Here is a 22856-nt window from a genome sequence, read left to right as displayed (position 1 = left end):
TTCGTCTTCATCTTGGGCATTTTGCTACTCCATTGTTCTTAAGAATGCGAAACGGACAGACGAGGTCCATTTCCAGCGTTAAGAACGGCCACGGCATGCCCTGCCGGACCGTTCGGACGGGGGCTTATAACCGCACATCCGCAAAAGCGCAACTGGGGAATCGAAGAGCGCGTGATGCGCATGGTCCGAAGCGCGTGCGGCCGCGGCGTGCCGGGAGCTCTAGGCCGGATCCAGCGGCCGGCGCAGACGGGCGCGTGCATCGAAAACCACAGCGGCCTGCAGGCCACCAAGCGGTGACCGACCGAGCACCAGTACCGCACCGTAGGCCTTCGCGATATCGGCGCTGATCGCGAGGCCCAGACCGGAGCCGGCGGCGGCTTGTCCGGTGTGCTTGCCATGCTCGCCGCGCCCCATCACCTGCTCGCGCTCGCTCTCGACAACGCCCGGGCCGTCGTCGTCGACCGCGACACGCACGCTGCCATCCCCCTCCTCGGCGGAAAGACGAATGCGGGCATGCGCCCATTTGGCGGCATTGTCGAGCAGATTGCCGAGGCATTCGGCCAGATCCGCCGGATCGACGTCGAGCGAGATCGACGGATCGACATCGACCTCCCAGACAATGCCGCGCTCTGTGGTCACGGGACGCAGGACGCTGACAAGCTTGTTGCCCAGGGTCGCGATCGAGGTCGTCGCCATGCGCTCGACACCCATGCGGGCGGCCTGAAGCTGACGATCGGCGCGCTGCCGCACGAGGTCGATCTGTTCGAAAGCCATCCTGCGCTCGTCCTCGGGCAGGCTTTCGGCAAGCTGCGCAAGCACCGTCAGCGGGGTTTTCAGCCCGTGGGCGAGATCGCTGGCGCGGGCCCGCGCCTGTGTGAGCGCGGTCTCGCGCTCGGCGAGCAGCAGGTTGATTTCGCTGACAAGCGGCTGCACCTCGCTTGGCCCCGACGAACCGAAGTCCCTCTCTTCGCCCGAGCGAACACGGGCGGCACGCTGGCGCAGGCGCACGAGCGGCGACAGGCCGAGGGCGCCCTGCATCAGGGCGGCGCCGGCAAGCACGAGGGCGGTCGCAAGTAGCATCAGCCGGATCTGGCCATGGAAGGAGGACAGGGCGTCGTCGAGCTCGCTGCGCGAAAACCCGGCTGCTATGGAGAACCGCCGGGCATCCGGCCCCTCGCCCAACGTCAGGGATTGCCGCTGGACCAGAAGCGGTGCGCCATCCGGCCCTTCCACCTCCAAAAAACCCAGGTGGCGCGGCGCGGACGGTTGATCGGCATCGATCACCGTATCCCACAGGGAACGCGATCGGATGGGGGCTGCGCCTTCGGGATCGAGCTGCCAGTAGCGACCGCCAGCCGGCAGGCTCAGGCGCGGATCGGCCGGCTCGCGCGGCAGGGCGAGCTCGCCGCCTCGCACCCGCACCTGGGCGGCGACGGTATCGATCAACGTCGCCATCTCGGCGCGATAGCGCTCGACGACGTAGTCGGTGAAGAGGCGACTCAAGGAGAGCCAGACCACCAGCAGCACAAGGCCGATCGCAACCGACGCGCCGATCGCAAGCCGCAGCCTCAGCGAGCGGATCATGCCGTGCCGTCCGGCAGCACGTAACCGAATCCACGCCGCGTTTCGATCGCACCGCCTTCCGTCTTCCGCCGCAGACGCGCGATCATCGCCTCGACGGCGTTCTTGGCGGCATCGTCATCCCGTCCTTGAACGTGGCTCGCCAGCTCGAGCTGTGTCACGACCTCGCCCTTGCGCGCAACGAACAGCGCCAGCATGCGGTATTCAAGAGGGCTCAGCTCCAGCGGCTGCCCGTCGAAGGTGACGCGCCGGGTCGCCTCGTCCAGGGTGAAACGGCCGGCCGCACGCACGGGCGCGAGGCGCGGACCGGCGCGCCGCAGCAAAGCCCTCATCCGCGCCAGCAGTTCCTCGGCACGAAACGGTTTCGGCAGGTAGTCGTCCGCACCGGCATCGAAGCCGTCGACCCGCTCCATCCAGGAACCGCGCGCCGTCAGAACCAGCACCGGCGTCTCCAGACCCGCCTGCCGCCAGCGCTTGAGGATCGACAGCCCGTCCATGCCCGGCAGTCCGAGATCGAGGATGACCATCGCATAGCTGCCGGTTTCCCCGCGCTCCCAGATATCGGGCCCGTGGGCGAGCGTGTCGACGCTGTAGCCTTCCGCTTCGAGCCTGGTTGCCACATGGGTGGCGATGTTGGGATCGTCCTCAGCCAGAAGTATCCGCATCCGGTCCTCAGAAACCAAATATGTTCATGAATTTGCCGGTCCGCGCGTCGATGCGCAGGTTGCGGATCGTGCCCTCTCGGTCGCGCGTGCGCAGCCTGTAGATCTCGCCGCCGCCCGCACGCTTGAGATCGACCGCGATGACCGTGCCGTATCTGTCTTCATCGACAAGCCGCAGAACGTCCTTCAGCGGCAGGATGTCGCCCTTTTCGACACCGGCGCGCGCCCGCTCCTGGTCGCTCCGGCGACGGTGACCGGACCCGTCCTCGCCAACGTCATCGTCGTCGTCCGCATCGTCATCATCATCGTCTTCGTCGTCATCATTGTTGCCATGGCCGCTGTTCCCGGACCCACCATGACCGCCGCCCGAGCCGCCGTCATCCGAATCGTCGTCCTCGGCCAATGCCGCCAGACGACCAGGTTGCGGCGCAAGCGAAAGCAGCACTGTGCAGCAAAAGAGCGCGATCAGGTTTCGTCGTGTCACGGCCATCGCTTCATCCCGTCGCAGCTGCCCTTGGCTTCCAACAATGCGCTCTCCCGGCGTATTTCCTTGGCACGTTTGCGGACCGATCCGTCAAGAGGACAGGCCAGCCCGCCGATGAAGCGTCCGCAGACATCGATGGCGCCAGCCTACGCCAGCGGCGGCAACAAGGCCAGCAACGCGCATACCCCCGGCGCCGGGGCTGGCACGGGGGTATGCGCTCGTTTGGTCGGTCGCCGGGCGGGGCTGGTAACGACCGACCTTTGCTCCGGCGCATGGCGTGGGGCGAATGCGCCGGGGACATTGAGAGTGGGTCAGGGCGCCGGGCGGATCGAAACGCTGGCGATCGGTCCGGGAGTGCGGCGGATATCGCTGTCGTGCGGCTCCACGGTCACGACGCGGACGCCGTGCTCGAATTCCACCTCGACTTCGAGCACGCGACCAAGATTGTCGACCGCGATCAACGATCCGTTGCGCAGGCCGGCCAGGCTTTCGTCGGAAACCCGCAGTTCCATTTCGTGGCGATCGCGCACGTCGTCGAAAGCGTCATCGTCGTCATCATCGTCATCGTCGCGGGAGCCCGGCCCGCGGTTGTCATCATCATCGTCGTCGTCGTCATGACCGCTGCGATCGTCGTCTCGATCGTTGCGGCCATGGTCGTCACGATCTCGGCCCGAGCCGCCGCCGTGGTCGTCATCATCATCGTCGTCGGCGAGTGCTGCGATCGAAAGGGGATGGTTGGCACCGCTCGCAATCAAGGATAGGCCGAGGGGCGCGGACACAAGTCCACACACACTGGCGGCGGAAACGAGCAAGAGCTTGCGCAACGCTGCATACATATCTTTGATCCTTCTCCTGACTTCGTGACGCCTGGAGAATGCCAGCTGGTGCCTGACAGATCGCTGAGGGCGTCTGTCAGCATTCTGTCAGCAACGGCTAGGGAAGTTCCGACAACGAAAAAAGCCGCCCTCAGGGCGGCTTTCATCAACATCGACGTCTGTGATCGTTCAGCGCGGCGCGAGAACCATCATCATCTGGCGGCCTTCGAGCTTCGGCTCGGCTTCCACCTTGGCGATCGCCTGGGTGTCGTCCTTGACCTGCAGCAGAAGCTTCATGCCGAGTTCCTGGTGCGCCATTTCGCGACCGCGGAACTTCAGCGTCACCTTGACCTTATCGCCGTCTTCGAAGAACCGGTTCATCGCCTTCATCTTCACGTCATAGTCATGCGTGTCGATGTTGGGGCGCATCTTGATTTCTTTGATTTCGACGATCTTCTGCTTCTTGCGCGCTTCGGCCGCCTTCTTCTGGTTGGCATACTTGAGCTTGCCAAGATCCAGAATCTTGCACACCGGCGGTTCGGAGTTCGGTGCGATCTCTACCAGATCAAGACCTGCTTCTTCCGCCATGCGGAGCGCCTGGTCGATCGGAACGGCACCGATATTCTGGCCTTCGGCGTCGATAAGCTGAACCCGGGGAACCCGGATCTCCTTGTTTGAGCGCGGCCCCTCCTTGACTGGGGCGTCCGCTTTGAACGGTCTGCGAATGGTCGTACTCTCCTCGAGCTATTTCGGAAAAATGTTGTTTAATCTGATCGTCGGCGATCCCAAACGAAACGCCTGAATCTGTTACCGACGGCAATGTGTGAATTGCAACGGCAGAGTCAATAGCACGGCTTTGCAGGAAAATCACCATCTGTCGATAGCAAGGCGAATCTGTTTTAGAAAGAAGTTCGCCCGAAAAACGGGACTTTGGAGAGAATGGGCATGCAGAATACGCCAGTCGAGACGGAAATCAGCTTCATCGAGGTCGGCGCCGACACGGCAGCACGTGCGATCGCGATGCGTCTACGCCCGGCAGAAAAGCCCTCGGGGCAACCGACACTCGTCTGGCTCGGCGGCTATCGCTCGGACATGACCGGCACCAAGGCGGTCGAGGTCGAGCGCTACGCAATAGAACGCGGCGCTGCCTGTGTGCGCTTCGACTATTCCGGTCACGGGTCTTCCGGCGGCGCCTTTACCGACGGCACGATCTCGCGCTGGCTCGAAGAGAGCCTCGCCGTCGTCAACCGCGCGACGGAAGGGCGCCTTGTCCTGATCGGCTCCTCCATGGGCTGCTGGATCGCCCTGCGGCTGATCCAGGAACTGAGGGCGCGCGGACAAGGAGACCGCATCGCCGGCCTCGTTTTGATCGCACCTGCGCCGGACTTCACCGCGGAACTGATCGAACCCAACCTGACGGAAGCCGAGAAAACCTCTCTTGCCGAGCGCGGTTATTTCGAGGAGCCCTCCGAATACAGCCCCGAGCCCAACATCTTCACCCGCGCGCTGATCGAGGACGGTCGCACCAACCGCGTTCTCGACGGCACGATCGTAACCGGATGCCCGGTGCACATCCTGCAAGGCATGCGCGACCCCGATGTGCCCTATACCCACGCGCTCCGGCTGATGGAGCATCTTCCCGCAGACGACGTGGTGATGACGCTCATTCGCGACGGCGACCATCGCCTTTCGCGTGAAGAAGACATCGCTAAAATGAAACAGGCGATCGGATCGATGCTCGCCTGAGTCAAAAGGCGACAAGACCCGACACCTCGCAACGTCTTCGCACCCCAGTGGAGCCTGCCCCGCACAATGCCTGCGGCGCAGGGCGTTCGCGCGCGCAGGCTCCCGGTCTTAACCATAAATCCCGATGCCCCAATGCGGAGATTGACTCCGTCGCCCCGACGTTATTAACTCTTTATTAACGATTAGAGCGGCGCCGGGGACGAACCTAAACAAGCCGCCATCAACTCAGGATTGCGCGAATACGTCCGGACATAAAGTGTCCGGCATGCCGCGTCGCAGGGGACATGTATGGCGTCTTGGACTGGAGTTAAGGGAAGTATCGCGGCGTTCTGCGCTCTTTTCATTTCAGCAAACACGGCAATCCCCGCCCAGGCGGGTTCCTCTCCCTGGATGCAGACCGGCTCCGCGACGTCGCAGCCGATCGGTCACTACGAATTCTGCCAGAAGTACAAGAGCGAGTGCAACGTGCGTTCCAAGGGAACGGTGGCACCGCGCGTCACGGAACGCGGCTGGGCGACGATCCGGCAGGTGAACGCGACGGTCAATCGCGAAATCACCCCGATGACCGACCAGGAACTGCACGGACGCGACGAAGTCTGGTCCTATCCGGACGGCGCCGGCGACTGCGAAGACTTCGTGCTGGAGAAGCGCAAGCGCCTGATGAGCAGAGGTTTTTCCGCCAGCGATCTCCTGATCACCGTCGTGCGCAAGCCGGATGGCGAAGGCCATGCCGTCTTGACCGTGCGCACCGCGCAGGGCGACTTCGTGCTCGACAACCTGGAAAACGGCGTCAAGCTGTGGACCCACACGCCCTATCGTTACCTGAAGCGCCAGGCTTCCAACCACAGCGGCCGCTGGGTCACGATCGAAAACGGCACGGAAATCGTCGTCGGTTCGGTCGGCAACTGATCCCTGCCACAACAGAACTTTCAGAAAAGGGCCGGCTCGACCGGCCCTTTTCTATTTTGGAATGTGAAGACTGGCACGCGGCCCGCTCAGGCGTTGCCGATCAGAATGCCGGCCGCCAGCACCAGCCCACCGCCAAGGACCACCTGGAATGCCGCGCGCAGGAACGGCGTCTCCATGTAGCGGTTCTGGATGAACGCGATCGCCCAGAGCTCGACAAAGACGATGACCGCCGCCGTTATGGTCGCCGTCCAGAAATGCGGGATGAGGTAGGGAAGCGCATGGCCGAGACCGCCGAGCGCGGTCATGATGCCGGACGCAAGGCCGCGCTTGATCGGCGACCCGCGCCCTGAAAGCTTGCCGTCGTCATGGGCCGCCTCGGTGAAACCCATGGAGATGCCGGCGCCGACGGAGGCCGACAGGCCGACGAGGAAGGTCTGCCAGGTATCCTGGGTGGCGAACGCCGCGGCAAAGATCGGAGCCAGGGTCGAAACGGATCCGTCCATCAGGCCGGCCAGGCCCGGCTGGACGTAAGTGAGGATGAACTGGCGCCGGGACGTTTGCTCCTCCTCGGCGCGCACATCCTCGGGGGTATGCTTCTCGCCAAGCCGACGGGCGAGCGACTCGTGCGATTTCTCGGCGATGGCGAGGTCGCCGAGCAGCTTGCGGGTCGCCGCATCCTGGGTTCTGGCGGCCGCCTGGACATAGAAGCGATGGGCCGTCTCCTCCATCGCTTCTGCCTCCTCGCGCGCCTTTTCAATCGGCATTTCCGCAATCAGCCAATCGGGCTTGCGATCGGGAAAATCGCGCACATGTTCGCGACGGATCAGCGGGATGCGGTTTCCGAAGCGAGCCACATGCAGGTCGATCAACCATTGCCTGTGGTGGCTTTCCTCTTCCGCCATCTCCTCAAACACTTTTGCCGAGTGGGGATACTGCTCACGCAAGGCGTCGGCGTAGGCCAGATAGATACGGCCATCGTCCTCCTCGGACGAAATGGCGAGCGCCAAGATTTCTTGCTCGCTCAACGAAAGAAACGGACGCTTGGACCGGGAGAAAAGGCGCGAAAACATCGGGAGAAAACCTTCTTTAGAATAATTCTAAAATAGAAAGTGGGTGCGTCGACGTCAAGGCCAAAGCCATGCAATCATGCAACAATTGCTCGACAGAGTGTCGCGGCTCAGCCACGATACAACCGTCCGACTAGCCCTCTTTCCCTCCCGGAGCAATCGCCTCGATGAGGACCATCTATCCGTTTTCCGACAGCAAGGACACGCTACTGGACCGGCTCGGCGCCAGGCTCGCCGCGCGCCTGCAGACGCCAACTCTGGGCTATGAGCCCTATACGCCGTCCGACCAGGAAACGCTTGCGCGCACGCTCCGGCCCGGCGACGTGCTTCTGATCGAGGGCAACCAGAAGGTTTCGGCGGCGATCAAGTATCTGACGCAATCGACCTGGTCACACGCGGCGTTTTTCGCCGGCGACCAGATGCCGCTTTCGCTCGATCAGGCGACGCTGCCTGTCATCGAGCGGCCGCAGTTGATCGAGGTCAATATCGGCGAGGGTTGCGTCGCAGTGCCGCTGAAGAAATACGCCTCGTTCAACACACGCATCTGCCGCCCGATCGCGCTGACGCCTGACGATCGCGCGGCGCTGGTCGGCTTCATGATTTCGCGGCTCGGGATGAAGTACGACCTGAAAAACATCCTCGACATGCTGCGCTACTTCATGCCGGCACCGCCGGTGCCTGTGCGCTGGCGGCGCCGGCTGCTGGCCTTTGGTTCCGGTGATCCGACGCGGGCAATCTGCTCGACGCTGATCGCCGCCGCATTCGAACAGATCCGCTATCCGATCCTGCCTGAAGTCACCCGTGCCCCGGGACGGGCATCGGCCACATCCACCTATTCACGCGAGGAAATCCTGCACATCCGGCACCACTCGCTTTACACGCCGCGCGACTTCGACCTCTCGCCGTTCTTTGCCATCGTCAAGCCGACGCTCGAATTCGGCTTCGACTATAAGCGGCTGCGCTGGCAGGGAGACACGGAACCGACGTTCAAAGGCTGAGCGACAACGCTTGCTCGCGCGCGATGAAGTCGCGCTGAACGTCGGTGATATAGTCGCGCACGATCGGCGCCGCGTCGCGCGAGCGCGACAGCTGCATATGGAAGACCAGCTGGCTGCCGGTGCGGAACATCATCTCGGCGCTGATCAGGTAGAACTCCCACATGCGGGCGAAGCGCTCGTCATAGAGCGCGATCACCTTGTCGCGGTTCGCCTCGAAGCGCGCGCCCCAGTGCGCAAGCGTCGTTGCATAGTGCACCCGCAGGAACTCGAGATCCGTGACCCAGAGACTGTTGCGCTCCACGACCTCGAAGACCTCCGAAAGCGCCGGCGAATAGGCGCCGGGAAAGATGTATTTGCGCAGCCAGGAACTTGCCATGCCGGGCGGGCTCATGTGGCCGATCGAGTGCAAGACGGCGAGGCCGTCGTCCGGCATCAGCGCATTCAGCTTCTTGAAGAACTCGTCATAGTGATGCACGCCGACATGCTCGAACATGCCGACCGAGACGATGCGGTCGAACGGCCCCTCGACATCGCGGTAATCCCTGAGCTCGAAACGCACCCGATCCGACAGCCCGGCGGCGCGCGCGCGCTCGGTGGCGAGCGCCTGCTGCTCCTTGGAAAGCGTGACGCCGAGCACCTGCACGTCGGCAAGCTCAGCGAGGTACATCGCCAGATCGCCCCAGCCGCAGCCGATGTCGAGCACCTTCATGCCCGGTTCCAGGCAGAGCTTGGAGGCAAGCAGCCTGAGCTTGTTGCGCTGCGCCTTTTCGAGCGTTTCGTCCGGTTCGCGGAAGTAGGCGCAGGAGTAGAGCATGTTCTCGTCGAGGAACAGCTTGTAGAATTCGTTGCCGAGGTCGTAGTGGTGCGCGACGTTCTGCTGCGCCTTGCCCTTGGGGTTCGCCTGCTGGCGCTTGCGGAACCGCATCTTGACGGCGCGCAGCACCTTCTGGATCGGATAGGAGCCGAGCGACAGCCGGTTGATCGAAAACAGCGTCAGGAAGTCCCTGAGGGTCGAGCCTTCCTCGAAGCGCATGGTGCCGTCCATGTAGGCTTCGCCGGCGGCGAGTTCGGCATTGAAGACGAGGCTACGGTAAAGCTTCTTGTCAGTGAGCCGCATCGTCACTTCCGGCCCCGGCGTGCCTGAAAAGACGTGGCGCCTTCCGTCTGCGTCGATCACCGTCAGGCGACCCTTGCGAATGAACGACTTCATCATATGCGACAATGGGAACATGCAGACCCTCTCGTGACATGCGTCGTAGCGCCGGCATCCTAGCACCCGTTTTTCGAAATGCGCCCCCTAAATTTCTGGTTGCTCACGCAGGTCTGCGGAAACGAAAACGGGGACGGCAGCTTGCGCCACCGTCCCCGCTCCAATGGGATATCGGCTTTCGCCTCAGTCCTTGGCGCGCTCGACGTAGGAACCGTCTTCCGTCGCGATGACGACGCGGGTGCCGGCCTGGATGTGCGGCGGGACGAGCGTGCGAACGCCGTTCGACAGAACCGCCGGCTTGTAGGACGACGACGCCGTCTGGCCCTTGACGACCGGCTCGGTCTCGGTGATTTCGAGCGTCACGTGGCGCGGCAGGTCGATGGCGATCGCCAGGCCTTCGTGGATCGAAAGAATGCAGGCCATGCCTTCCTGCAGGTAAGCCTTGAGGTCGCCGATGTCGTCGGTGGTCATGACCAGCTGGTCGTAGCTTTCCGGGTTCATGAAGTGGAAGCCTTCACCATCTTCATAAAGGAAGGTGTGCTCGCGGTCTTCGACGAAGGCGCGCTCGACCTGCTCGGTCGTGCGGTAGCGTTCGGAGACCTTCACACCGTCGGAAATGCGGCGCATGTCGACCTGGGTAACCGGCGTACCCTTGCCCGGGTGGAAGTTCTGGGCGGTAAGCACGACATAGAGCTTGCCGTCGACGTCGAGAACGTTGCCCTTACGGACAGATGAAGCGATGACCTTGACCATTAGTCTTCCTTGTAACAGAGGTATGCGCGACACCGCGGGCCGGAAACACTGGCCGTGAAGGACGCGGAAAGAAGGATTTCGCGCCGCCACTACCCTAATTCCGCGCAAATAGCCAGCCTGAGCCGGTATCCGCACGAAGAAAGCCTGGACTGAACCGACCATGTCGCATGCCTCACCCTGGTGGACACCCGATGTCCATGCCGACCGGCGCCCGTTTCTTCTCGGCCGCAACCGGATCCAATCGGCGTTGCGCCGGTTCTTCGAGGCGCGCGACTTCATCGAGGTCGACACGGCGACATTGCAGGTCTCGCCCGGCAACGAGGCGCATCTGCATGCCTTCGAGACCCAGGCGCTCAATCACGACGGCTCGCGTCATCCGCTTTATCTGCACACCTCGCCGGAATTCGCCTGCAAGAAGCTGCTGGCCGCCGGCGAGCAACGCATCGCCTGTTTTGCCCATGTCTACCGCAACCGCGAGCGCGGGCCGCTGCACCATCCCGAGTTCACCATGCTCGAATGGTATCGCACCGGCGAAAGCTACGAGGCGCTGATGCGCGACTGCGCCGAGATCCTGGCGCTGGCGGCGGAAACCACGGGCACGAAGCAGTTCAGCTACCAGGGACAGAGCTGCGATCCGTTCGCGGCGCCGGAGCGGTTGAGCGTCGCCGACGCCTTCACGCGCTTTGCCGGCATCGATCTCCTGGCCTCGATCGCTTCGAACGGCGACACCGATCGCAACCAACTGGCTGCGGCGATGACGGCGGCCGGGCTTCGGGTCGCGTCCGACGACACATGGGCCGACCTTTTCAGCCGCGTGCTGGTCGAAAAGGTCGAGCCGCATCTCGGCTTCGGCCGCGCAACGATCCTCGACGAATACCCGGTGGCCGAAGCCGCACTGGCGCGCCCGGCCGCGCGCGACCGGCGCGTCGCCGAGCGCTTCGAGCTCTATGCCTGCGGCGTCGAGCTTGCCAATGCCTTTGGCGAACTGACGGATGCAGCCGAGCAGCGCCGGCGTTTCGACATGGAAATGACGGAAAAGGCCCGCGTTTACGGCGAGGCCTATCCGCTCGACGAGGATTTTCTGGCAGCGCTCGCGATCATGCCCGAAGCCAGCGGCATCGCGCTCGGCTTCGACCGCCTGGTGATGCTGGCAACCGGCGCTTCACGCATCGACCAGGTGCTCTGGGCGCCGGTGGCGGAGACACGAGCGTGAACGTCCGGCGCCCGATCAAGACCGCGCGCGAACTCGTCGAGACGGGCCTGATCGACAGCGCGAAGGAGACGGCGGTCGCCGCGGTCGCCGAGCGCTATGCGGTTGCGATCAGCCCCGCCATTGCCAACCTCATCGACCCTAACGACCCGACCGATCCGATCGCGCGGCAGTTCGTTCCCGATGCCGCCGAGCTGACGCTGTTGCCCGAAGAGCGCGAGGACCCGATCGGCGACAAGCCGCACAGCCCCGTCACCGGCATCGTGCACCGCTATCCGGACCGCGTGCTTTTGAAGGCAGTGCATGTGTGCCCGGTCTATTGCCGCTTCTGCTTCCGCCGCGAAATGGTCGGGCCGCAGGGGCTCGGCACGCTGACGCCGGCCGAACTCGATGCAGCGATCGCCTACATCACAGAGCATGAGGAAATCTGGGAAGTAATCCTCACCGGCGGCGATCCGCTGGTGCTCTCGCCGCGCCGGCTCGCTGAGCTCATGGAGCGGCTGGCGCCGATCCCGCATGTGAAGATCGTCCGGTTCCACACCCGCGTGCCCGTGGTCGAGCCGTCGCGCGTCGATGCAGGCCTGATCGAGGCGCTGAAGGCCAGCGGCAAGGCGACCTATGTGGCGCTGCACGCCAACCATCCGCGTGAACTGACCGAGGAGGCGCGCGCCGCCTCGGCCCGATTGATCGACGCCGGCATCGTCATGGTCAGCCAGTCGGTGCTCTTGAAGGGCGTCAACGACGATGCGGACGTGCTGGCGAGCCTGATGCGCGCCTTCGTCGAAACGCGGATCAAGCCCTATTACCTGCACCACCCGGACCTTGCCCCCGGCACCAGCCATTTCCGCCTGACGATCGAAGAGGGCCAGGCACTGGTTTCGGCGCTCCGCGGCCGGGTCTCGGGTCTCTGCCAGCCGACCTATATCCTCGACATCCCGGGCGGTCACGGCAAGGCTGTGATCAGCGCCGCCGCGATCGCCGCCGACGGCGGCGGTTGCTACACGGTCACCGATTTTCGCGGCGGCGAGCACAGCTACCCGCCGAAGGCCTAGAGCATCCCGCTTTCAAGTGGGATCGCTTGAAGGCGGAAAGATGCTCTAGAATTAAAGAGCTAGAGCGCCGCACACAAAAATCTCCACCCTTCAACCTGTTGAAACTCCTTCAAAATAATCAGGTGATGCATTTTTCCTGGCGTTCCGCGAGAAAAGTCGCGCAAGGCGCGTCACAGCTGTCCGGCGTCGATCGTCAACTGGTCATAGGCACCACAACAACGATGGAGTTGAGACCATGACCGATACCAAAGCCGTCCGCTACGAGCAGGAAATCCCCGATGTGCTCGGCGCGCTCGCCGACGTGCACAAGACGATGGACCTGCACGGGCTCGACCGGACCATCCACAATCTCGTTCAGCTTCGCGCCTCGCAGATCAACCGCTGCGGCTTCTGCGTGAAGATGCACACCAAGGAATCGCGCACCGAAGGCGAGAGCAACGAGCGGCTCGACCGCATCATCGTCTGGGATCAGGTCAGCGATTTCTCGCCGCGCGAGAAGGCAGCGCTTGCCTGGACCGAAGCCCTGACCGAACTCGAGCCGCGCACCGATTTCGCGCCGCTGCGTGCCGAGCTGCGCCAGCATTTCAGCGAAAAGGAGATCAGCGTCATCACCGCGACAGTGGCGATGATCAACCTTTGGAACCGTATCCAGATCTCGAGGCACTGACATGAATGACGAAAGGCACATGCAGATCTTCGAGGAGGCGCGCCCGCGCCTTCTCGGCCTTGCCTACCGCATCCTCAGCTCGCGCGCGGATGCGGAAGATGCGGTGCAGGACACGTTCCTGAAGTGGCAGGAGATCGACCGTCAGTCGATCGAGACCCCGGCGGCCTGGCTGACGACGGCCTGCACGCGGCGCTGCCTCGATCTGCTCAAGGCCGCGCACCGCAAGCGCGTCGACTACGTCGGCGCGTGGCTGCCCGAACCGATCCACACGGCGAGCGACGACAATGCCGAGGAGAAGCTGGCGCTGACCTCGTCGCTGACCACCGCTTTCCTTCTGATGCTGGAGCGGCTGACGCCGAAGGAGCGCGCCGCCTACCTGTTGCATGAAATCTTCGGCCAGCCGTACGAGGAAGTGGCCGAAACGCTCGACATGCAGGAAACCGCCGCTCGCAAGCTGGTATCGCGCGCCAAGACCAATATCGGCCTTGAGAAGGCGCGGCACCAGACACCGCGCGAACGGCAGGACGAACTGCTTTCGGCGTTTCACCAGGCAATTCACGGCGGCAATGTCACCGGGCTTTCGGCCCTTCTTTCGGCCGACGTGAAGCTGACGGCGGACGGCGGCGGCAAGGTCGCGACCGTGCTCGGCGTGCTCTCCGGCAAGGAGACCGTGCTTGCCTTCATCATCGACCGGCTCACGGAATACTGGGCGCATTACGTCTGGGAGATCGGCGATATCAACGGCGGCCGCGGCATCGTGCTCAGGGATGAGGCGAAAAACGAGATCGCGGCGACCGTCGCCTTCGGCTATGACGGCGACGGAAACGTCAACGACATCTTCATCATGCGCAACCCGGACAAGCTTACGCATTTCGGTGAGGCTGCGCTCCACTGAGCCTGCAGCACGCTCCGCACAAATGCGAGGCTCGCCGGCGCCGCAGATCGGCGGCGTGGGCTGCGCCCGGAGTTGCAAACAATTTGAGAGGGTCACCGCGCATTCGCGCCGGGACCCACGCATGAGGTCCTGACATGCTTGAGAAAACGCCCGTAACCGAACAGGAAACCGGCTGGGAGGCGCTGCTTTCCGGCGAAAATGCCGTGCATTCGCTGGTGCTCAGCGGCGGCGTCGCGCTGCATGCGCTCAATATCTACGTCGTCACGACGATCATGCCGTCGATCGTGCGCGAGATCGGCGGCCTCGAATACTACGCCTGGAGCACGACCGTCTTCGTCGCCGCCTCCATTCTCGGGGCTGCCCTTTCGGCCCGTCTACTTGGCGCCGTCGGCGCGGGGCGGGCCTACGCGATCGGCGCCATGGTCTTTGCCCTCGGCACCCTGTTCTGCGCCATCGCACCGTCCATGGCGGTGCTGCTCGCCGGGCGCGCCATCCAAGGCTTCGGCGGCGGTCTTCTCTATGCGCTCGCCTATGGCGTGATCCGCGAGGTCTTCCGGCCGGAGCTCTGGACCCGCGCCATCGGACTGATCTCGGCCACCTGGGGCACCGCGACCCTGATCGGTCCCGCCGTCGGCGGCATGTTCGCCGAGTTCGCCCACTGGCGGGCAGCCTTCTGGTCGCTGCTGCCCTTAACGGCGTTGCTGGCGCTTCTGGCGTTCTCGACGCTGCCGCGCAAGGCAGCGACCGAGGAAGGGCGCACGCCCCTGCCCGTTCTGCAGCTGGTGCTGCTCGTCAGCATCGTGCTGGCGCTGTCGATTGCCAGCACGCTTTCCACGGCCGCGCAGCAGGCAAGCGCCGTCGGCATCGCGATCGTCCTGTTTGTGACGTTGCTGTTTGCCGAAAGGCGTGCCGCCGGCAAACTGCTGCCGTCCACCAGCTTTAACCCCACCTCCCCGCTGGCTGCCCTTTATGCTACGATCACGCTGCTGATGATCGGTCTGCAGCCGGAAATCTACGTACCGTACCTGCTGCAGGAGTTGCATGGGCTGTCGCCACTGGTAGCCGGCTACATTGCAGCGCTGATGTCGATCGGCTGGACGGCGGGCTCGATGACAAGTGCGCACTGGCATGGCGAACGGGCGAAACGGACGATCTTTGCAGGGCCGGCCTTCGGCTTTGCAGGCCTCGCGCTGATTGCCGTGTTCATGCCGATGATCGCGGCCAACTTTCTCGTGATCGCCGCCCCGCTTGCCATTGGCATCATTGCAGTGGGTTTCGGCATGGGCTTTGCCTGGCCGCACATCGTCACGGCCGTCTACGAATTTGCGCCTGACGGTGAAGCGGAGAAGGCGTCGAGTTCGATCACCACGGTCCAGCTCTTTGCCGCAGCGCTCGGAGCGGCCCTTGCAGGGCTCACCGCCAACCTCGCCGGCATTGAAACGCCATCGAGGGACGGTGTGGCCCTGGCGACGTCCTGGCTCTTCTGGCTGTTCGCGCTGATGCCGGCATTGGCGGTCCTGACCGCCGGACGCGTCTGGCGGGCAAGGCGCAAGACCGCATAGGTCGACGTGAACATTACATGGGCCCGCTCACGATCACGGCGGGCCCTCAGACTCTGATGGCAGCGGCAGACTTCGCGCGCCGGACAAACGGCGCGCCATCGGGAGGAGACGATGCAAGCCGAGGACATCGCCCTTCGCGGCGTACAGGAGACGCTGCTGGTGACGCTCCGGGCGAAGGCCGCCGAGAGCGCGCTGCCCGATTCCCTGCTCAAGGATCACTTCGCCGCCGACCTCGTGCGCAGGCTCAACGGCAAGGCGAAGACGCTCAACATCGGCCACGACCTGACCATCGGCATTGCCGTGCGCGCCTTCACGCTCGATCGCTGGACGCGCGCCTTTCTTCAGCGCCACCCGGACGCCGTGGTTCTCAATCTCGGTTGCGGCCTCGACACCCGGGTGCTTAGGCTTGATCCACCGCCCTCGGTCGCCTGGTTCGACATCGATTTTCCCAACGTGATCGCCTTGCGGCAGAAGCTCTTCCCCGAGCGCGCCGGCTGCACCGCCCTTGCCTCCTCGATCACCGAACGCGCCTGGATCGACCGCATCCCCGACGACCGGCCGGCGATCGTCGTTGCCGAAGGCGTGCTGCCTTATCTGAGCGATCAGGAGGTGCTGGATCTGCTGCGGCGGCTCACCTCCTCTCTATCCGGCGGAGAGATCGTCTTCGACGCCTACAGCCGCCTTGGCATCGAGATCCTCAGGTACAACCCGTCACTCAGGGCAACGGGCGCGGAATTTCGCTGGGGGATGGAAGATGCTCAGGTGCTCGCGCGCAACGTACCCGGCCTGACGCTCGTCGAGGAGATCAGCCAATACGATGCCGGACAGGTTGCCCGCCTCTCGCCGATGGCGCGGATCGCCGCCCACGTCGTCAGCACCCTGCCGATCCTGCGCCGCATGGGGCGGCTGCTGCGCTATCGTTTCGCCGGCATGCCTGCCTGAAACGGGTAGCGCTGATCCGTACCCCAAAGACGAAAAGGGCCGCGCCTTGCAGCGCAGCCCTTGAAAAACCAGTCGATGGTGGTCGTTCGATCAGGCCTTGATCGGCGCGATCGAGATTTCGACGCGGCGGTTCTGCGCGCGACCGGCTTCCGTGCTGTTGGAAGCAACCGGGCGTTCCTTGCCATAGCCCATGGCCGACATGCGGCGCTGGTCGACGCCCTGGCCTGCCAGGTAGTTGGCAACAGACGCGGCACGGCGCTCGGACAGACCCTGGTTGTAGGAGGCGCTGCCGGTCGCATCGGTGTGGCCGTCAACGTCGATCATCGTCTTGTTGAACTTGCGCAGCACGATCGCCACCGAGTTCAGCGTGTCGTAGAAGGCCGGGATCACCTGGTCGCGATCGGTCGCAAAGGTGATGTTCGACGGCATGTTGAGGATGATGCGGTCGCCGGCGCGGGTCACGGAGACGCCGGTGCCCTGAAGCTGGGCGCGCAGTTCGGCTTCCTGGCTGTCCATGTAATTGCCGATCAGGCCGCCGCCGAGACCGCCGATCGCAGCGCCCACGAGCGCGGAGTCACGCCGCCCTGCTGCACTGCCGCCAACCAGGAGACCGGTCGCCGCACCGAGGCCAGCGCCGATCAGCGCGCCACCGGCGGTGTTCGACATCTTCTGCTCACCCGTATAGGGATCGGTGGTGGTGCAACCCGAAAGATAGATGGCTGCGACAGCCAGAATGGCGCATTTCTTGATCATGGAATCAGTTATCCCCATTGGTGCTCGAAGTTGCTTCATACTACGGATTGCGGCAGGAAGATGAAGAGGCGTCCCATTCACGCCATGGTTTGCCGGCAAATGCCGCATCTCCCGCGGCCAGCGTGCTGATCGGGACACACACTAACCGATCCTTCACACGCCCTTGATAGGACGGTCACCCGGGAACCGGACGAAATGGAAGCGCGACTTTTCCGCCGCCGTCCGGTCGTTTGACAGAAATGAGGCATATCCGATGGCAATCGAGTTCGGCGACACGCAACGCAGCCTGAGCGATACGCTCAACGCCATGATTGCCTCGATCCGCGGCGAGACGATCACGCTGCGCGAACTGATGACCGAAATCGGCGAACAGGGGTTTCTGCTGCTTTGCGCGCTGCTGACGCTGCCCTTCCTGTTGCCGGTATCGATCCCCGGCGTCAGCACCGTCTTCGGGGCGGCGATCATTCTCATTTCCGTATCGGTTACGCTCAACCGCCTGCCGTGGATGCCGCAGCGCATTCTCGACCGCCGGATCGAGACCGAAAAACTGGTCCCGACCCTGCAAAAAGGCGCGGATCTCGTCTCCAAGCTCGATCGCTATGTGCGCCCGCGCCTTGGGTTCCTGACGCAGGGCGCGCTGATGAACCGCTTCAACGGTCTGATGATCATGGCGGGCGGCGTGCTCTTGATGTTCCCGCTTGGCCTGATCCCGCTGTCGAACACGCTTCCGGGGATCGCGATCCTCTTGCTCTCGCTCGGCATCATCCAGCGCGACGGACTGATGGTGGCTGGCGGCTATCTCTTCCTGATCGCAACGACGGTCTATTTCACCGTGCTTGCGTACATGGCTTTTGCCGCCGGCCAGGGCCTGTCGACGTTCTTCGTCTCCTGACGCATGTTCGCATCTGACTGCAAGGATCGGCCCGGCATTTGCCGGGCCATTTCATTTCTCGGTCATCGCGCAATTCCGGGCGGAAAACCGCTGCACACTTTTCCTCGAATGACGCTAGGCCGCCAGACCGCCGAAGGCGCGGTAGCTGGCGAAGTCGGTGCGGATGCCGAGCGTCTTCATCAGCGCTTCGCGGTCGAGCCCGAGCTGGCGGTCAAACTCGACGAGGGCAGCCGCGACCTTCGGCGCGACCTCGGCACTCGCAAACTCGATCATGGTGATGAAGTCGAACTGGCCAGGGCCAGCGTGCTGCTCCAGAAACAGGTCCTTCACATAACCGTCTTGACTGCGGATGACCGCGAGCGTCCTGTCCACGAGGTCGACGAACTGCTGCCTTGCTTCCAGCGGCACGGTGTATTTGTTGATGCGGTAAAGCGGCGCCACGACGGCCGGCTTCAATTGGCTGCTGCTCATTGCTCTTTTCCTCTTCATCTCTTTTGAACAGGAGCAGTCGTACGACCTCAAGTAAAGTTGAGGTCAATAGAGATGATCGCGCTTTTTCTCGCGCCGGCGGTGTCAGCCCGAAAGGCCCTTCAGCACATTGGCGACATTGAGCCCGATCTCCGGCACGCCGTAGCCGCCCTCCATGCAGACGACGACAGGCAGGCCCGTGCGCCTCAGCGCCTCGCCCATGCGAGTGTAATCATCCGACGTCAGCCGGAAGAACGAGATCGGGTCGCGCTCGAAGGTGTCGACGCCGAGCGAGACGACAAGCGCCTCCGCGCCGAAGGCCTCGATACGGGAAAGCGCATCGGCCATCGCCGCCGACCAGACGTCGTAGCCGGTCCGGCGCGGCAGCGGGTAGTTCTTCGTCGTGCCCAGCCCCCCGCCGACGCCCTCCTCGTCGGCAAAGCCGAGAAAATATGGGAAGGCGTCGACCGGATCGCCATGCAGCGACGCGAAATAGACGTCCCCGCGCTCGTAGAAGATATCTTGGGTACCGTTGCCGTGATGAAAGTCGACGTCGAGCACCGCCACCTTGGCCGCGCCGTGATCCCTCAGGCGCTGGGCAGCGCAGGCAGCATTGTTGATGAAGGAATAGCCGCCGTAAAGGTCGATCGCCGCATGGTGACCGGGCGGACGGCAGAGCGCAAACGCGGCGCGGTTGCCGGCATGCACATGGTCGGCGGCCGAGAGCGCGCAGTCCATCGCAGCACGGGCAGCTGCATAGGTGCCTTCCGTGATCGCGGTCTCCGCAGCGAAGGAATAGTAGCCAAGCGCGCCATCGATATCGCGGGGCGGATGCTGGCGCATGCGCCGTGCCGGAAAGCAGGTGGCGATCGCCTCGCCGCGATAGCCGTCGGCGACCCAGCGCGACCAGGCGGTTTCGAGAAAGTCGAGATAGTCAGGCGCATGCAGCTTGAGGGCGACCTCGAGGTCATGGTGTTCGGGGGCAACAACATCGCGGAACCCCGCCTCCTTCACCGCCGCAAGAATCCATTCGGCCCGGAACGGCGCCTCGAACGGGGCGACCAGTTCGCCGCCGAAGAGTTCTGTTCTGGCATCACGCAGCCTGTGGTCTTCGGAGTAGTAGATGCGCATGGGCGGGTCCTGATCGGCAATGGGAGGGTGCCGGTACCCTACCCGCGGTTTCAGGCTTGGCAAGCTGCCCCTCATCCGCCCGGTGAGGGCTCCCCCTCATCCGGCCTGCCGGCCACCTTCTCCCCGCAAGCGGGGCGAAGGAGACCCGCGGCACTCGCTCGCCTCGACAAGCACCGTCGAAGAGCCATAGCTCCGCTCGGCGGCGTCGCTATAGGGCACGTCCCCTCTCCCCGCCTGCGGGGAGAGGGTTAGGGTGAGGGGCAAGTCCGAGTAGAGGGGCGATGGCGCCGATCGAAGACCAATCGCTAGGCCGCGATCCGCTTGTAGAAAAACGTGGTGGCGCAGAGGCCGCCTTCGGGCCACATGGCATAATCTGGGATTATGCCGACGCGTTCCCAGCCGAGGCGGGGATAGATCGCCTCCGCGTCGCTTCCCGTCGCAGTATCGAGCACCAGCAGCGTCTTGCCACGGGCGGCCGCTTCGCGCTCGACTGCCTCCATCAGCCTGCGAGCCAGGCCCTTGCCGCGGGCGTCGCGGTGCACCAGCAGCTTTTTCAGGTCGCCGCGGTGCGGCTGGTTCGGCATCTGCGCGATGCCGACCTGCACGGTGCCGAGGATGCGCCCCTCGATTTCCGCAACCATCAGCAACGCCTCGCCTGAGGCGACCGCATTGGCGACGCCGTGCCAATAGGCACGTGCGGCTTCCGGCGGATATGGCTGCATGAAACCGACCGAGGCGCCGCCCTCGACGCAATCAGACAGCACCTCGGCGAGGTCAGGGATTGCGGCACGCGCCGCATTTTCATCGAGCAGGCGGATCTGGATATCGGACATGATCAAACCTTGGTGCGGCATAGGACGACGGCGTAACGTGCCGGGTCATCGTGCGGATTGTGAAAGATGTGGCCCGCCTCCAGGCCCATGAACAGGCAGTCGCCGGCTTCGAGCGAATGGGAGCCGGATTCGGTCGTCAGTTCCAGTCGCCCGGAAAACAGCCAGAGATGCTGGGTGATGCCCCGGTCGGACGGTTGCCGCTCGAACACGACCCGGGCGCCCGGCGGAAACTCGACCTCGACGATATCGACCGGAGAGCCGAGGCCATCGGGCGAGACGGAGCGGCGCAGATAGCCGGATTCCGGATCGCGCCAGAGGCGCTGGTCGGCACGTCTTGCAACCGGCGACGCCGCCTTCGTCTCGAAGGCAAACAGCGCCGAAAGCGTGGTCGAGAGCGCGCTGCACAGCCTGGCGAGCAGCTGGGCGGTCGGGCTCGCCTCGCCGCGTTCGATGCGCGAAATCATTGCCCGGCTGACGCCGGAGCTGGCAGCAAGCTCATCGAGCGTCAGCGCCTGCTCCGTGCGCAGCGCCCGGATGCGCTCGCCGATCGCGAATTCGAGAGGGTCTGTGGCGTTTTCCATTATTTGAGATTGCATTTCTCTTATAATGGAGTCAAGCCTGCTCGGGACTGAAAATACAGGCATGCGATGCCGCTTTGGCGACAGCGCGACACCGGACTTTACGCTATGGTGGCGGCCAAACCGACGAAATCGGTAAATGCTTAGACTTCAATACTTTAGATAGTCCTCACCCGTCGCGCATCCCGCGCGGATCCCATTGACAGGTTTGGTCATGACCAAACAGCCCTCCTCGCTGACCTCGATCGCCAGCATTGTCGCCTCGATGACGGCGGTGGCGATCGGCAACGGCATGATGCTCGCCTATGTGCCCTTCGCACTGACGCGCTCCGATGCGCCGGACTGGGTGCCGGGCGCTGCGGTGACGATGATCGCCTTCGGGGGCCTGGTCGGCTGCGTCATCGCCGGGCCGATGATCCGCCGGGTCGGCCATGCGCGGGCCTTTTCCTGCTCAATGGCGCTCGTCATCCTCTCGGCACTGACGATCGCGCTTGGCATGCACCCGTTGTTGTGGGTTCTTGCCCGCGGCCTCTATGGCGCATCGGGCAACACCAATTTCATCATCGCCCAGAGCTGGCTTAACCATGCAAGCGCGAACCACTGGCGCGGCAAGGCGATGGCGCTGTTCTACATGGCCTATGTCATCGGGCTTGGCACCGGCGCCTGGCTGTTCGGGCAGATCCCGGCGGACGGCAACCTGCCGCCGCTCGTCACCATCTTCTTCACGGCGCTTGCGCTTCTGCCGATCGGGTTGACGCGGCTGCCGACGCCGCCGGCGCCCGCCAAGGTCAGCATCGACATCCCCATGGTCTGGCGCAATTCGCCGGTCGCCTTCATCGGCGTGCTCGCCGCCGGCGGCCTTTCGATGGTGGTGCAGGGCTTCACCCCGATCTATGCGGCCGCCAACAATGTCAGCCAGGGCGACGTCGCCAACCTGATGTTCGTCATGCAGTTCGGCCTCATCGCCATCCAGTATCCGATGGGAACGCTTTCGGATCGCATCGACCGCCGCCTGGTGCTGATCGGCACCTGCCTCTTGATCCTTGCTGCCGGCTTCTTCGCGCTTTCGGCCTCGTTCAGCAACCTGATGCTCTTGATGCTGGTGTTTGCGCTCTTTGCCGGTGCCGTCGAAACCGTCTATTCGATCGCCAATGCGCACGCCAACGACCGCACCGACCCCGCCGATTTCGTGCCGCTTGCAAGCACCATGCTGGTCGCCTGGTCGGCGGCCGCGACCGTCGTTCCCTTGCTGGTGACGCTACTGATGCCGACCTTCGGGCCGCGCACATTCATCTATGCGGCGATGGTGGTTGCGGCGCTCTATGCCCTCTTCGTGCTGGCCAGGCTCAGGAAACGGGACGAGGTGCCGGCAGCCGAGCGCGAGAGCTTCGAATTGAAGAGTGCGCAGGTGCCGAATGCCGGCGCGCTGGTCGAGGCAGACGCAAGGGCCGAATAGCCCGATTTATAGTGAACGAAGCCTTCATTTCCCGCTTTGCGGCGGTTGAAGGCACTGCTATATGCGGCCCATGAGCACAACATCTTCGAAAACGCCCCTTTCGCATATCCGCAACTTCTCGATCGTGGCCCACATCGACCACGGCAAGTCGACGCTTGCCGACCGGCTGATCCAGTCCACCGGCGGCCTCGC

The 22856-nt window shown here is 63.8% G+C and carries 26 protein-coding genes; 13 read left to right on the top strand and 13 right to left on the bottom strand.

Going from position 1 to position 22856, the window contains the following annotated elements:
- Positions 1 to 219 precede the first annotated feature (219 nt).
- The 4 genes from VGO12_RS24675 to VGO12_RS24660 all read right to left on the bottom strand — a co-directional run bounded on the left by VGO12_RS24675 (position 220) and on the right by VGO12_RS24660 (position 3239).
- Positions 220 to 1584, bottom strand: a complete 1365-nt coding sequence (locus tag VGO12_RS24675; RefSeq protein WP_327515368.1) for a sensor histidine kinase — start codon at positions 1582 to 1584, stop codon at positions 220 to 222.
- On the bottom strand, positions 1581 to 2246 hold the full coding sequence (locus VGO12_RS24670) for a response regulator transcription factor (RefSeq protein ID WP_327515367.1): 666 nt from the start codon (positions 2244 to 2246) through the stop codon (positions 1581 to 1583). Before VGO12_RS24670 ends, VGO12_RS24675 begins: the two co-directional genes overlap by 4 nt.
- Positions 2247 to 2253: 7 nt before the next feature.
- Positions 2254 to 2733 carry a hypothetical protein gene (locus VGO12_RS24665; RefSeq protein ID WP_327515366.1) on the bottom strand — a complete coding sequence of 160 codons (480 nt, stop codon included), beginning with the start codon at positions 2731 to 2733 and terminating at the stop codon, positions 2254 to 2256.
- A 305-nt stretch (positions 2734 to 3038) separates the two neighbouring features.
- Entirely contained in the window at positions 3039 to 3239 is a 201-nt protein-coding gene (locus tag VGO12_RS24660) for a hypothetical protein (protein ID WP_327515365.1), read from the bottom strand.
- A 3-nt stretch (positions 3240 to 3242) separates the two neighbouring features.
- Between VGO12_RS24660 and VGO12_RS24655 the strand changes: the two genes are divergently transcribed.
- The gene (locus VGO12_RS24655) at positions 3243 to 3488 is read left to right on the top strand and encodes a hypothetical protein (RefSeq protein WP_327515364.1); all 246 of its coding nucleotides are present in this window, start codon (positions 3243 to 3245) and stop codon (positions 3486 to 3488) included.
- A gap of 243 nt (positions 3489 to 3731) precedes the next feature.
- On the opposite strand, the gene infC is transcribed toward VGO12_RS24655, so the two are convergent.
- Positions 3732 to 4268, bottom strand: coding sequence for a translation initiation factor IF-3 (gene infC / locus VGO12_RS24650; RefSeq protein ID WP_043617110.1), 537 nt, complete (start codon positions 4266 to 4268; stop codon positions 3732 to 3734).
- Positions 4269 to 4487: 219 nt separating this feature from the next.
- Here infC and VGO12_RS24645 point away from each other — a divergent pair, with 219 nt between their 5' ends.
- Together VGO12_RS24645 and VGO12_RS24640 are read left to right on the top strand one after the other, a co-directional pair.
- Positions 4488 to 5288: an alpha/beta hydrolase gene (locus tag VGO12_RS24645; RefSeq protein ID WP_327515363.1), complete on the top strand. Its 801-nt coding sequence runs from the start codon at positions 4488 to 4490 to the stop codon at positions 5286 to 5288.
- Positions 5289 to 5576: 288 nt separating this feature from the next.
- The gene (locus tag VGO12_RS24640) at positions 5577 to 6197 is read left to right on the top strand and encodes a transglutaminase-like cysteine peptidase (protein WP_327515362.1); all 621 of its coding nucleotides are present in this window, start codon (positions 5577 to 5579) and stop codon (positions 6195 to 6197) included.
- 86 nt (positions 6198 to 6283) lie between these two features.
- Here VGO12_RS24640 and mbfA read toward each other — a convergent pair whose 3' ends face one another.
- Positions 6284 to 7267 carry an iron exporter MbfA gene (mbfA, locus tag VGO12_RS24635; protein WP_327515361.1) on the bottom strand — a complete coding sequence of 328 codons (984 nt, stop codon included), beginning with the start codon at positions 7265 to 7267 and terminating at the stop codon, positions 6284 to 6286.
- Between the two features lie 164 nt (positions 7268 to 7431).
- Here mbfA and VGO12_RS24630 point away from each other — a divergent pair, with 164 nt between their 5' ends.
- A complete protein-coding gene (locus VGO12_RS24630; protein WP_327515360.1) occupies positions 7432 to 8262 on the top strand; it encodes a lipo-like protein in 831 nt (276 codons plus the stop codon).
- Here VGO12_RS24630 and VGO12_RS24625 read toward each other — a convergent pair.
- Both VGO12_RS24625 and efp read right to left on the bottom strand, forming a co-directional pair.
- On the bottom strand, positions 8252 to 9493 hold the full coding sequence (locus VGO12_RS24625; RefSeq protein ID WP_327515359.1) for a cyclopropane-fatty-acyl-phospholipid synthase family protein: 1242 nt from the start codon (positions 9491 to 9493) through the stop codon (positions 8252 to 8254). The genes VGO12_RS24630 and VGO12_RS24625 overlap by 11 nt on opposite strands.
- Before the next feature lie 162 nt (positions 9494 to 9655).
- Positions 9656 to 10225: an elongation factor P gene (efp, locus tag VGO12_RS24620; protein ID WP_065773805.1), complete on the bottom strand. Its 570-nt coding sequence runs from the start codon at positions 10223 to 10225 to the stop codon at positions 9656 to 9658.
- A gap of 160 nt (positions 10226 to 10385) precedes the next feature.
- Here efp and epmA point away from each other — a divergent pair, with 160 nt between their 5' ends.
- From epmA to VGO12_RS24590, 6 genes are all read left to right on the top strand, one after another.
- Entirely contained in the window at positions 10386 to 11438 is a 1053-nt protein-coding gene (gene epmA / locus VGO12_RS24615; RefSeq protein WP_327515358.1) for an EF-P lysine aminoacylase EpmA, read from the top strand.
- Positions 11435 to 12487: a lysine-2,3-aminomutase-like protein gene (locus VGO12_RS24610; RefSeq protein WP_327515357.1), complete on the top strand. Its 1053-nt coding sequence runs from the start codon at positions 11435 to 11437 to the stop codon at positions 12485 to 12487. Before epmA ends, VGO12_RS24610 begins: the two co-directional genes overlap by 4 nt.
- Positions 12488 to 12722: 235 nt before the next feature.
- A complete protein-coding gene (locus tag VGO12_RS24605; protein ID WP_327515356.1) occupies positions 12723 to 13154 on the top strand; it encodes a carboxymuconolactone decarboxylase family protein in 432 nt (143 codons plus the stop codon).
- Between the two features lies 1 nt (position 13155).
- The gene (sigJ, locus tag VGO12_RS24600; RefSeq protein WP_327515355.1) at positions 13156 to 14049 is read left to right on the top strand and encodes an RNA polymerase sigma factor SigJ; all 894 of its coding nucleotides are present in this window, start codon (positions 13156 to 13158) and stop codon (positions 14047 to 14049) included.
- A 134-nt stretch (positions 14050 to 14183) separates the two neighbouring features.
- Positions 14184 to 15611: an MFS transporter gene (locus VGO12_RS24595; RefSeq protein ID WP_327515354.1), complete on the top strand. Its 1428-nt coding sequence runs from the start codon at positions 14184 to 14186 to the stop codon at positions 15609 to 15611.
- Between the two features lie 111 nt (positions 15612 to 15722).
- Positions 15723 to 16553: a class I SAM-dependent methyltransferase gene (locus VGO12_RS24590; protein WP_327515353.1), complete on the top strand. Its 831-nt coding sequence runs from the start codon at positions 15723 to 15725 to the stop codon at positions 16551 to 16553.
- Positions 16554 to 16643: 90 nt separating this feature from the next.
- Here VGO12_RS24590 and VGO12_RS24585 read toward each other — a convergent pair whose 3' ends face one another.
- Positions 16644 to 17306, bottom strand: coding sequence for an OmpA family protein (locus VGO12_RS24585; protein WP_327515352.1), 663 nt, complete (start codon positions 17304 to 17306; stop codon positions 16644 to 16646).
- Between the two features lie 253 nt (positions 17307 to 17559).
- On the opposite strand from VGO12_RS24585, the gene VGO12_RS24580 reads away from it, so the two are divergent.
- Positions 17560 to 18198 carry an exopolysaccharide biosynthesis protein gene (locus VGO12_RS24580; RefSeq protein WP_327515351.1) on the top strand — a complete coding sequence of 213 codons (639 nt, stop codon included), beginning with the start codon at positions 17560 to 17562 and terminating at the stop codon, positions 18196 to 18198.
- A 114-nt stretch (positions 18199 to 18312) separates the two neighbouring features.
- On the opposite strand, the gene VGO12_RS24575 is transcribed toward VGO12_RS24580, so the two are convergent.
- From VGO12_RS24575 to VGO12_RS24560, 4 genes are all read right to left on the bottom strand, one after another.
- The gene (locus VGO12_RS24575; RefSeq protein WP_327515350.1) at positions 18313 to 18669 is read right to left on the bottom strand and encodes an antibiotic biosynthesis monooxygenase; all 357 of its coding nucleotides are present in this window, start codon (positions 18667 to 18669) and stop codon (positions 18313 to 18315) included.
- A 102-nt stretch (positions 18670 to 18771) separates the two neighbouring features.
- Complete coding sequence (locus tag VGO12_RS24570) at positions 18772 to 19797, bottom strand: histone deacetylase family protein (protein ID WP_327515349.1); 1026 nt, start codon at positions 19795 to 19797, stop codon at positions 18772 to 18774.
- A 305-nt stretch (positions 19798 to 20102) separates the two neighbouring features.
- Positions 20103 to 20630 (bottom strand): GNAT family N-acetyltransferase, encoded by a 528-nt coding sequence (locus VGO12_RS24565; protein ID WP_327515348.1) that lies wholly within the window; start codon positions 20628 to 20630, stop codon positions 20103 to 20105.
- A gap of 2 nt (positions 20631 to 20632) precedes the next feature.
- The gene (locus VGO12_RS24560; RefSeq protein WP_327515347.1) at positions 20633 to 21211 is read right to left on the bottom strand and encodes an XRE family transcriptional regulator; all 579 of its coding nucleotides are present in this window, start codon (positions 21209 to 21211) and stop codon (positions 20633 to 20635) included.
- 211 nt (positions 21212 to 21422) lie between these two features.
- Between VGO12_RS24560 and VGO12_RS24555 the strand changes: the two genes are divergently transcribed.
- The gene (locus tag VGO12_RS24555) at positions 21423 to 22664 is read left to right on the top strand and encodes an MFS transporter (protein WP_327515346.1); all 1242 of its coding nucleotides are present in this window, start codon (positions 21423 to 21425) and stop codon (positions 22662 to 22664) included.
- Between the two features lie 70 nt (positions 22665 to 22734).
- A partial coding sequence (locus tag VGO12_RS24550) for a GTP-binding protein (RefSeq protein ID WP_414650521.1) occupies positions 22735 to 22856 on the top strand: 122 nt, incomplete at its 3' end.

The organism is Ensifer sp. (genome assembly GCF_035999135.1).
In the GTDB taxonomy this organism is placed as follows: Bacteria; Pseudomonadota; Alphaproteobacteria; order Rhizobiales; family Rhizobiaceae; genus Ensifer.
Note: the sequence above shows the minus strand (reverse complement) of the source record. Positions and strands in the feature narration are given on the sequence as shown.

Excerpts from the sequence above, each read along its gene's own strand:
- VGO12_RS24605 (WP_327515356.1), top strand. The coding sequence starts at position 12,723 with ATGACCGATACCAAAGCCGTCCGCTACGAGCAGGAAATCCCCGATGTG.
- VGO12_RS24585 (WP_327515352.1), bottom strand. The coding sequence starts at position 17,306 with ATGATCAAGAAATGCGCCATTCTGGCTGTCGCAGCCATCTATCTTTCG.
- epmA (WP_327515358.1), top strand. The coding sequence starts at position 10,386 with ATGTCGCATGCCTCACCCTGGTGGACACCCGATGTCCATGCCGACCGG.
- mbfA (WP_327515361.1), bottom strand. The coding sequence starts at position 7,267 with ATGTTTTCGCGCCTTTTCTCCCGGTCCAAGCGTCCGTTTCTTTCGTTG.
- VGO12_RS24595 (WP_327515354.1), top strand. The coding sequence starts at position 14,184 with ATGCTTGAGAAAACGCCCGTAACCGAACAGGAAACCGGCTGGGAGGCG.
- efp (WP_065773805.1), bottom strand. The coding sequence starts at position 10,225 with ATGGTCAAGGTCATCGCTTCATCTGTCCGTAAGGGCAACGTTCTCGAC.
- VGO12_RS24565 (WP_327515348.1), bottom strand. The coding sequence starts at position 20,630 with ATGTCCGATATCCAGATCCGCCTGCTCGATGAAAATGCGGCGCGTGCC.
- VGO12_RS24665 (WP_327515366.1), bottom strand. The coding sequence starts at position 2,733 with ATGGCCGTGACACGACGAAACCTGATCGCGCTCTTTTGCTGCACAGTG.
- VGO12_RS24660 (WP_327515365.1), bottom strand. The coding sequence starts at position 3,239 with ATGGAACTGCGGGTTTCCGACGAAAGCCTGGCCGGCCTGCGCAACGGA.
- VGO12_RS24570 (WP_327515349.1), bottom strand. The coding sequence starts at position 19,797 with ATGCGCATCTACTACTCCGAAGACCACAGGCTGCGTGATGCCAGAACA.
- VGO12_RS24670 (WP_327515367.1), bottom strand. The coding sequence starts at position 2,246 with ATGCGGATACTTCTGGCTGAGGACGATCCCAACATCGCCACCCATGTG.
- VGO12_RS24675 (WP_327515368.1), bottom strand. The coding sequence starts at position 1,584 with ATGATCCGCTCGCTGAGGCTGCGGCTTGCGATCGGCGCGTCGGTTGCG.
- VGO12_RS24640 (WP_327515362.1), top strand. The coding sequence starts at position 5,577 with ATGGCGTCTTGGACTGGAGTTAAGGGAAGTATCGCGGCGTTCTGCGCT.
- VGO12_RS24575 (WP_327515350.1), bottom strand. The coding sequence starts at position 18,669 with ATGAGCAGCAGCCAATTGAAGCCGGCCGTCGTGGCGCCGCTTTACCGC.
- VGO12_RS24630 (WP_327515360.1), top strand. The coding sequence starts at position 7,432 with ATGAGGACCATCTATCCGTTTTCCGACAGCAAGGACACGCTACTGGAC.
- sigJ (WP_327515355.1), top strand. The coding sequence starts at position 13,156 with ATGAATGACGAAAGGCACATGCAGATCTTCGAGGAGGCGCGCCCGCGC.
- VGO12_RS24590 (WP_327515353.1), top strand. The coding sequence starts at position 15,723 with ATGCAAGCCGAGGACATCGCCCTTCGCGGCGTACAGGAGACGCTGCTG.
- VGO12_RS24625 (WP_327515359.1), bottom strand. The coding sequence starts at position 9,493 with ATGTTCCCATTGTCGCATATGATGAAGTCGTTCATTCGCAAGGGTCGC.
- VGO12_RS24645 (WP_327515363.1), top strand. The coding sequence starts at position 4,488 with ATGCAGAATACGCCAGTCGAGACGGAAATCAGCTTCATCGAGGTCGGC.
- VGO12_RS24560 (WP_327515347.1), bottom strand. The coding sequence starts at position 21,211 with ATGGAAAACGCCACAGACCCTCTCGAATTCGCGATCGGCGAGCGCATC.
- VGO12_RS24580 (WP_327515351.1), top strand. The coding sequence starts at position 17,560 with ATGGCAATCGAGTTCGGCGACACGCAACGCAGCCTGAGCGATACGCTC.
- VGO12_RS24555 (WP_327515346.1), top strand. The coding sequence starts at position 21,423 with ATGACCAAACAGCCCTCCTCGCTGACCTCGATCGCCAGCATTGTCGCC.